Origin of the sequence: Anaplasma capra, from assembly GCF_025628805.1 — a bacterium.
In the GTDB taxonomy this organism is placed as follows: Bacteria; Pseudomonadota; Alphaproteobacteria; order Rickettsiales; family Anaplasmataceae; genus Anaplasma; species Anaplasma capra.
Genome location: NZ_JAOTBG010000019.1, coordinates 1 through 9,337, shown reverse-complemented (window position 1 = coordinate 9,337; position 9,337 = coordinate 1). Strand labels below are relative to the sequence as shown.

Below are 9,337 nucleotides of genomic sequence, written 5' to 3'. Positions count from 1 at the left end.
CTACAATTACTAGCGGTGCAGCAGATTGCTGAGAAGAGTGCTGAGCTTGGTACGCAGATTGCTGAAGAGAGCAAGAAACAAACTTGATGCCTTGACCGCGGATACAGCTTAGATTCCGGTTTTCTCGATCGCAGTGCGGGTATACGAGTACATAGAATAGACTGACAGACAGGCTGCACCCCAAAGGAGGATCTCTCCAATTCTGGTCATCACCTCACCATCGCTAATTATGAGCACCCCTGTCGATACCATCTGCGCAACTGTTTTGAACTTACCCACGTTACTTACCGGAAGGTTGATATTTGCAGCTATGAGAAATTCGCGCATCCCGGATACCAGAACCTCCCTACAGACAACAATGACAACACACGCAACGCACAGCCCAGTTATCCGCCCCACGTGTACCAACATGACAAAAGTGGAAAGTACTATCAGCTTGTCCGCGACAGGATCGAACAATCTTCCAAATCTAGACTGTGCACCCCACGCGCGAGCCAGGTATCCGTCAAGGAAATCGGTAGCACATGCGAGCAGGAATATGACCAGCGTCACATACCTAGCATAGTCATAATCCACATAGAAGCTGGAAACCACAGCAGGTATAGCTAGAACCCGAAAAATAGTAAGCGCATTAGGCAAAATTTTCCTCAAACTACTCCCCCTTCAACCCGCAGCGCGCTCTTCGCACAAAACACCACACTAAAGGACCCAACAGCCGCGCACCGGATACTTGGAAAGCTCGATCGACGACACCTCAAACCAGCACAACGAAGCGCGCTCCGCGCTGATACGAACCTGTTTAAACCCAGAAGCATACCATATAATGGATATTTCAGAGGCTAACTGCAAGCCTAAAATACGCATTGGTACCACAACAGCAGGTTCACGCTGCTATTTTGTCACCCAAAAGTTTATAGCTGTTCCGATAAGTCGCGTGAGCGAGCCCTAGCCCCACCTTTAGATTCTAATATGGATAAATGCGAAGTCTAAAACTGCTAAAAAGCCCCACGGTTCCTCCCCGTATCCCATCCAGAACACCACTTACTACGGCATGTGCTAAGAACACACAACCAAAAACTAAAAAATCATTCTGTGTATTCGCACCACAAACGCATGTGTAGCCGTTACTGTTGTGCAACGATCGTCTTGGCCACTTTAGGACACACACGCAATAAAACAATACGTTGCACTGTAGGGAAATATCGCGCATTTACTGGGCTGTATTCTTACTACCAAGTAGAAGACAGCCATGGAGCCTATGCTGCTAGTCACATATATCTCAAGATGACAACCTTTTTATTTGCCTATGACAATAATTGCATATACTATGTGCTCGTCTTAACCACGGCTTTCATATGGCTTTTGTTGATGACAACAACGTAAAGGTGTGCCGTGGGTGGATTCTGGTTGGGGTCCACGCCTTGGGAATTTCCGGAATTTTGTCGATACTGATAGTCTTCTTGAGGATGCCGTTTCTCAAGTCAATCATCACAAACGCAGACAGAGTGTTTGACCTGTCGCTAGTAATACACGTTGATCTCTCAGTGATAGTGTGGCTGTGCTCAATATCCTCTGCACTGGTTAGCATGGCTGTGCACAGGGAGTCGAAATACCTGGCACACTCTTGGACGATATCTGCAGTAGGCACCGTACTGATGGTATTGTCAGCACTTTTCAAAGATGCAACTCCGGTAAAGAGTAACTACATTCCCGTCATAGATAACTGGGTTTTCTTCACGGGATTGGGCTTGTTCTTCTGTGGCGTATTGCTTAACACCCTGCCATGGAAGGTAAAACGTCAAGGACAACACACTGACGTTCCCCTACTGGTGGGAATTCATGGAATGTCCGCAATGATGACTGCAGTAGCGTTCTGCTTTATCACTGCATACTCCGTGACCAGCAAAAATCTGGAAAGCCTGGTTTTCTATGAGAGAGTTTTTTGGGGGGCAGGACATCTTCTTCAGGGTGTTTTTGGTCAGGCGTTCCTGGTAGTGGTATTGCTAAAAATCAGGAACGGGCGCTTTACGCACCCCTACTTGGTGAGCGCAGTGTTTGTAATCAATGCCCTATCTGTCATAGTAGCATCCGCATCGCATGTCATATACCCATCAGATTTTGCATCACTAGCAACCTTCTTTACATGGCATATGAGGATAGCGGAAGCCGTGGTGCCCCTGTTTTTGTTCGTGTTTGCAATTGGCAATATGAGACCCCTATTTCAACGCGACAACAGACACCTTCTATATTCCTCGGCAATGTTCACCTACGGCAGTATCCTGGGTATTCTGAGCATGCATGGCACAGTCACAATACCTGCACATTACCACGGGTGCGTAGTTGGAATAACAGCGGCCTTCATGGGGTTTGTGTATCTAAATATGCCACAGTTGGGCTACAGAGAAGTTAGCCAAGTCTGGCGCAATATACAATTGTGTGTGTACAGCGTGGGGCAAGCGCTGCACATTACGGGTCTGGAGCTGTTGGGCGGATACGGGGCGCTGCGCAAGGTAACGTATCTGCCAGATGCCGCATCAGCTTTGGCTCGATATTGCTTCTCCATAGGTGGTGCTATGGCAATCTTGGGCGGTTTCCTGTTCGTTTTGCTAGTTTTAGTGTGTGTGTATCGTGGCAGAAAAACAGAATATGGTACCTGACGGGCGCATCTCTCCCCAAAGTTGCCCCGTTTGCCGTGCAAGGTATTTAAAAATTTACCACGCACTTGTATCATCAATCCACAGGTGTCTCGAGTGAAGACAGTACCAACCACAGTCGGGAATGCGTCGCTGGATCCGGAAGTGCCAACACCTGTGTGCGTCTTTTTTGATCACATCATCACTAATAATTCTATGATCATCAGTTGGTTGCGGAAATGGTGGCCGCGTGTGGTGTGCGCTCTTCTCGTGCTACCGTCAATCACGGATGGCTCTAGTTCCGGTGTTACAGTCCCTTGGAAGATACGAGAGTCGGAGGTGCGTGGCTTCACAGAAATGCTGGAACACGCTGATAGGGGAAACTACGCAACCACATATCGCGTTGCCAAAAAACTCGGAAAGGAATACGTAGTACTCACTAAGTGGTTGCGGCTGCACCACAGCTGCGTTTCCCAGGAGGAAGTGGACAACTTCAGAGCAATCCACCCAGAGTGGCCAAACCCCGTTGCTGCTCACACCAAAACTTCTGTCACAACATCCATATCTGAAGTAAAACCCAAGTGTGGGCATCTCAAAAAGAGCGAGGTCTTCCTCAATTACAGCACTTTACCCAGGGATGCACTCATATCGGTGGCTGACCGCCTATTATGGACAAAAAAGATACGGTCTGCGGAATACATAGCAAATAATCTAGGAGAGGAAAAAGGCCTAGTTACCGCAGCACGAATAGGGCTTAGGCGCAACAAGAAGGACTCGGACAGCCTGGCCGTGGCGTATATGAGCTCTGATTTTGGGCTTATGTATGACTACATAACCTGGTGCATTAGGAACAAGCAAATCAGCGAAGAAATATTGCACCTGATGTCCGCGATGCCCAAAGACCGGAAATACCACAGGGAGCTTTGGTATCTCTACAAGCTGTACATAGGTGATATCATATACTACAAGCTTTCCAAATTCTACGAGGTCGCTTATGCGCTGGCCAGCGACTATGCAACAAGGATTAGAGGCACCAGAACGTTGCCGGAAGTGCACTGGCTGCTCGGGTGGATAGCGTTCAAATGCCTCAAGGATTACGAAGCCGCTCACGCGCACTTTTCAGATTTCTATGACACTGCAAAGATGCAAGAGCATAGAAGCAAAGCTGCATATTGGGCTGCTCGCTCCGCCGAAATGTTGAACGACGACGACACATCCCTTGAGTGGTTTAGGCTGGCAGCGTTACATAAGACCACCTTCTATGGTCAACTCTCCCTATTGCAGTTGGGTGTAGATAAAATATCACTCGATAACCAGGGAACCAGGTACAGCATCATACATTACCTACATTGCAAAAAAAACATATTTGCCAAAATTGGGTACATGCTGTCTAAAGTGCAACGCAACGATATCGCAGATCTGTTTGTCCAGCACGCAATAAGAAACACCTATAGCCCAGAAGTTGCTGGTATGATAACTGAGCTAACCCTATCCAGTGGCAACACCCATTCGGCACTGAAAGGCGCGGAACGCATAGAGTCAAAGCTCGTGCTGCCTGAGAGTCTATATCCGCGACAGCACCTGGCAGTACATGACCACCATCAGGAAATAGTGTTGTCGATAATTAGACAGGAGAGCAAATTCGACAAGACCGCGAGAAGCGGGGCCAACGCGGTGGGACTTATGCAACTGCGCCCGTCAACAGCAATGGAATTGGCAAGAGACCTTCAGATGGAATATCGGGAAAGCGATCTTCTGGATCCGGAGTATAACATAACGTTGGGACATCACTACCTGAAGAAATTGCTCAAGGCATACGACAACTCCTTGGTACTGGCCTTGGCAGGCTATAATGCCGGACCCGGAAATGTGAACCTATGGATAAAAAACTTAGGAGATCCTAGGGAGCTGAAGTCAAGCGCAGAACTTGCAGTGTGGATAGAGTCTGTACCCTTTCCCGAAACTCGTATATACATACAGAGGGTACTTGCCAATCTGCAAGTGTACAATGGGATGTCAGGCAAGCTTATGACCCTCGGCCAGTAGGTGGCTCACCATTTGGCAAGGCACATCTGGCTTTGCAGGCATAATACGCGTATCCCAGAATCCATGTAAACGCAAGAAGATACCACGTTATGGCGTACTCCAGGTGGTCACGCCTAACTGACAGCGGGAAGTTGGCATTCAGCGCTCCAAAAACTGTTGTGTGATCTCCCCATAATATGCAAGGCTCCAGATCTGGGAGTTCTATGCGCTCTGACATTCTTCGTATGTCAAACCAAAACCACAGATTCTCCTCAGGGTTATTTCTCACCACCCAATTTGCCATGCTCCTGAGCTCACAATGCAATACACCACTAATAAATCGCATTCCCTCATCGCTAATGCCAGCAATCTCGCTTTCATCAACAAACATCCCTCTATTCACTAAAACATGCCTGCCATCCACAAGCGTAAACGGCTGGAGGAAGTAGTATCCGGCCCTCCCAGCAAAAACTCGTATGTGCTCTGCGCCTTTGAAGGCGCCTTGCAATTTTACCCTTCTGTATGCATGGGCGCGAAGCTCCCCTGGGGGAAGAGAGACGGGCTCCGTACGCATTTTTTCAATAATCTGTGACTTCCACCGCAATCTCAAAAGCTGCCATGTTCCCAGTGATATAAGCGTAGCAAAAGGTATCAGACACCCCGCTACTAACAACACCCACCCAGTTTTGCCACGTACCTTAAATTGCATACACCACAGATTTAAAAACAGCACCCGAGCCTCCGCTGCCAGAGACTACCAATAATCGGGGCACTGCGCCACATTTGCTTTCCGCATTAGCATTCCTACCTGCCAAACGCGGGACACATACTTGGTTTCAGTTGACACGAAGTGGTTTAAGTGCCATCACATGCATCGCTGCTCGATGCTTTATATCTGTGTGGCACGCTGTTGTGCGTGAGCAAGGTTAATACTTTGTGAGCTTTTGCCTCCTAAAATGTGGAGGATTTGCGGGTTGGTTTGGGTGTACATGGGAAAAATAGGCCCGAGCATTCGTTATCTGCTGCCTCCCTGCGGATTGACTCAGGCAGTGGTTGCACTGTGTGTGCTTCTGTTCGGCGTTCTACACTGCAGTAGCACGTACGCAGATGCGCAGGAAGACCCAAGGCAGATTTTTGCGAAAGACACGAGTAATTTAAAGAAAACCTCGAACACCAAGCGCGATTTCAGGGAGTTTATAGTCAAGTGCAATGCCAAGGGGGTTGCCCCAAACTTCAAAAAAGAGTTTGGAAGCAACCTTGCCGGTGCGGATTTTAGCGAACTGGACATGCGTGGAGCAGTATTCGAAGACGTAAACCTCATACAGGCAAATTTCAGACACAGCAATATCTCCAGTACCACATTTGCACGATCCGACATGCGTGGGGCTAATTTCTCAAACACCGATCTTAACAGGTCTAGGTTTGAGGAAGTAGATCTCAAGTTCGCTAATTTCTCGCTCGCAGACCTAAGTGAGGTGAAAATCAACTCCTCTGATGTCAGCTATGCCTCGTTTCTTGGCGCAGATATGCAGTCAGCAGCGATAAAGAACTCGCAAGGGCTGCATACAACATTCACAAACGCTGACCTAAGTGCCGTATCGATACTGAACTCAAACATGCGTCATGCAAACCTTCAGGACGTTGAAGCCGTTGGCATGGTGATACAAGACAGCAATTTAACATCTGCGAGTCTTTTCGGAGCCGGTTTGAATAGCGCTAGAATACAAAACTCCGTGCTGCGGGATTCTATAATGTACGGAGCACACATAAGCTTTGCAGACCTCACAGGAAGTGATCTAAGCAATGCAAACATGGAAATAGCTAGTATCTACTCCACGAGTTTTCACAACGCCAAACTCATTAACGCTAACATGTACTCCACCGACATATACCATACTGACATGAGAAATGCCGATCTCAGCGGCGCTATCCTCGGCGGAGCGGTACTAGTGGGCGTCAACCTGCACAACGCAATACTAGCCAAGTCCCTATTAAAGGGAACTACGGTATCAGAGTGTATCATCACAGAGTCAGATCTTAGGGATATTACAATAGATTCTAGCAGCATCGCTGATAGCACACTTGCGCTTTCCGTGCTAAATCGGGCAACAATAAGCAATGCCTCAATATCACAGACAAGCATGACGTCGACTTTCTCGCATGCCGCAAATTTTAGTAAAGTCTCCTTGGAGAAGGTCAACCTAGCAAAGGGGGTACTGAGCGGCGCCAAGACGTCGCAGTCGGTATACAACAACATAAACGCCAATGGCGTAATATGGGCATCGTCTGAGTTTGATGACGTAGTCATACACGGTGCAATGTTGCGCGACTCCGTATTTGCAGAGAGCAAGCTGAAGAAGGTCAGTATATCGGCAAGTGATGCGGCAAAAGCCAGTTTTATGCAGTCTGAGTTTTCCGGCACTAGCATTTACAGAAGTGTTCTGGCTGGATCGAGCTTCCAAGACTGCAAATTCACACATACAGTAATTATGGAAAATGACATGGTGCCCCGTGCCAGCGGTGCGATTACGTCAACGTCGGCGCTTCAGGAACTATTAAAACGCGAGAGGGTCCTCAACGTGAATTACTCGTATCTTGACTTTAGCAACATGCACCTCCATGAAATAGATTTCTCGAATTCCAGACTAGCTGGCACAAGCTTCCATGGAGCACGATTGGATAAAATAAACTTCGCCGGAGCAGATTTGTCTCACGCAGACTTTACTGACGCCTCCCTGTCAGAAGTGGACTTCACGGGTTCAAACATTAACAGAGTCATCTGGCCAAGTGAGACACAACAGGAGGAAAGCGCTTCTGGACCCAGTGCTGAGGGCACTACCGCCGCCGGGGCAGGGCCTACCAGCACAACTGAGCAGCAGAACAAAACTGTAAAGAAAGACGAAGCCACAGAAAACAAAGAGAAAGAAAGTGTCCCCCGGTTAGATGATGCCTCAACAAAACCGGGTGGTGGCACGCAGGTAAAACCTGAAGGCCACGACGCACCATCACCTACACAGGACAAGGGCGAGGAGGCTGCGCCTCACGGGGGTAAGTCAGCACACTCGGGCCACGCGCAAGGCACTTCAGTTGTATTAGAATAAAGTCAGCTTATAACTGAAACTTGCGCATGATGCGCAATATCAAGGAAAGTAAACCTGTCCCTGGTAGCAAATGCCAAATCTGCTATCTTGCCGTATTTTTCAGCGGTCCACCCAACATGCTCGGGCAGATATGGGCTTTTCAAGTCACGCAGGATTTTTTCGAGTAGCGCGGGATCAATGACTTCTGCTTCCACTCGCTCCGCAATATATTCCCACTTTTCGTCTATCACTCTATTGAGATTCTCAGCAGCTTCAAGGTTCATAGATTTTTGTGATAGAACATCACAGAATTCCCTGACACAGGCCGGGTTAAAGTGCCTCTGCAGTGTTTCACTATCAATGGAGGTCTGCACGAGTTGTGGCTGCATGCTGCACATCCTTTTCTGTAGTTTTGCCAGCACAACTGTAGCGACCCCCACCCTTTCCCCGTGCAAAAAATTGCAATTGTCTATGAGCTCGGTGGCACCAGCTAAAATATGCTCCCCCTGGCTTGCAGGGTGACTCCCCCCAGCTATCAGCATGCCAATACCAGATAGAAACAAGGCTTGTGTTAGCAGCATAATGGCGGGCTCATCCCCACTCACTAAGCCTTGGTAACTTTCTATGAGAGCGCTTTCCATCTTTGCACTAATCAAAAACGGCAACTCATTGTACTGGGTGCCCAATAACACGTGCGAGAGCAACCAATCTGCACGTGCTGTGGAGCGGCAGATGAAATCTGCAAAGCCACTCCTAATCATTCTAACCGGCGCACTGGCCAGTATACCTGTGTCCACGTAGATAGCACTCGGCAGTTGCCCAGCGAAGGATTTCTTGGTTCCATTTTTTATCATGATTGAAGCATTGGGTGAGGTATACCCATTCATGGAGGGAGCTGTAGGAAATAATATGTACTCTTTGGCTTCAATCTTACTTACGTATTTACACACATCGTTGATGGTCCCACTCCCAAGAGCAATAATAAGATCCGCGTTCTTGGATGCATCTTTTATGCGGTCCACTAGAGCAACTGAAGCACAGTATTCTCCTTGGATTATGTAGTGATCCAAAGAATTTAGTGCCGCATCGCTGATAAACTGGACAGTGTTAGAGTCAGCGACTAAAAGAGCTCTACCCGCATGGTTCAACGCCACATCTGGGAGGCTGGCCAACATACCCTTACCAACGTGTATGGCTTTGGTAATGTACTCGGCAACCTCAGAATACCCGCCAGCAATAACATGCGGCAGAACCGCTTCTAGAAACCTAGTAGTCATGGCACCGGATAAAAAGACTCGCAAGTGGCAAGCAATCAAGCACAACAACGCACCCTGCTGCCGCCTAGCATGGTAACAGAAGGCCGAGGTCGAAGATAGCAAAAATTAGCCCCCTTACGGGTAACCATACCCTCCACCTTGACTGAAGCTGCATTCGCCTTGACCGAAGCTGCATTTTTCTGGATAATCCTATGCTATTCATGATACGTCAGATGCGTCTTGGATACGCCAGAGCAGTTCAGGGCAAAGAGGTTTTGGGAAGTCATCGTGCCGCCGTGCCGCTAGTAACGGTAGTACCACTAAGTGAACTACTGGGTGCTGC

Annotated in this window: 6 protein-coding genes; 3 read left to right on the top strand and 3 right to left on the bottom strand. The window is 48.3% G+C overall.

Annotated elements, in window-relative coordinates; translation table 11 throughout:
• Positions 1–108 precede the first annotated feature (108 nt).
• The gene (gene pgsA, locus OC187_RS04525; protein ID WP_262997702.1) at positions 109–651 is read right to left on the bottom strand and encodes a CDP-diacylglycerol--glycerol-3-phosphate 3-phosphatidyltransferase; all 543 of its coding nucleotides are present in this window, start codon (positions 649–651) and stop codon (positions 109–111) included.
• 704 nt (positions 652–1,355) lie between these two features.
• Between pgsA and OC187_RS04520 the strand changes: the two genes are divergently transcribed.
• Complete coding sequence (locus OC187_RS04520) at positions 1,356–2,657, top strand: cbb3-type cytochrome c oxidase subunit I (RefSeq protein ID WP_262997703.1); 1,302 nt, start codon at positions 1,356–1,358, stop codon at positions 2,655–2,657.
• Between the two features lie 228 nt (positions 2,658–2,885).
• A complete protein-coding gene (locus tag OC187_RS04515) occupies positions 2,886–4,679 on the top strand; it encodes a lytic transglycosylase domain-containing protein (protein ID WP_263008635.1) in 1,794 nt (597 codons plus the stop codon).
• Here the strand turns inward: OC187_RS04515 and OC187_RS04510 are convergent.
• Positions 4,660–5,367, bottom strand: coding sequence for an SURF1 family protein (locus OC187_RS04510; RefSeq protein WP_262997707.1), 708 nt, complete (start codon positions 5,365–5,367; stop codon positions 4,660–4,662). The genes OC187_RS04515 and OC187_RS04510 overlap by 20 nt on opposite strands.
• A gap of 280 nt (positions 5,368–5,647) precedes the next feature.
• Between OC187_RS04510 and OC187_RS04505 the strand changes: the two genes are divergently transcribed.
• The gene (locus OC187_RS04505) at positions 5,648–7,759 is read left to right on the top strand and encodes a pentapeptide repeat-containing protein (protein WP_262997708.1); all 2,112 of its coding nucleotides are present in this window, start codon (positions 5,648–5,650) and stop codon (positions 7,757–7,759) included.
• A gap of 2 nt (positions 7,760–7,761) precedes the next feature.
• On the opposite strand, the gene OC187_RS04500 is transcribed toward OC187_RS04505, so the two are convergent.
• The gene (locus OC187_RS04500) at positions 7,762–9,015 is read right to left on the bottom strand and encodes an iron-containing alcohol dehydrogenase (protein WP_262997709.1); all 1,254 of its coding nucleotides are present in this window, start codon (positions 9,013–9,015) and stop codon (positions 7,762–7,764) included.
• Positions 9,016–9,337: the final 322 nt, after the last annotated feature.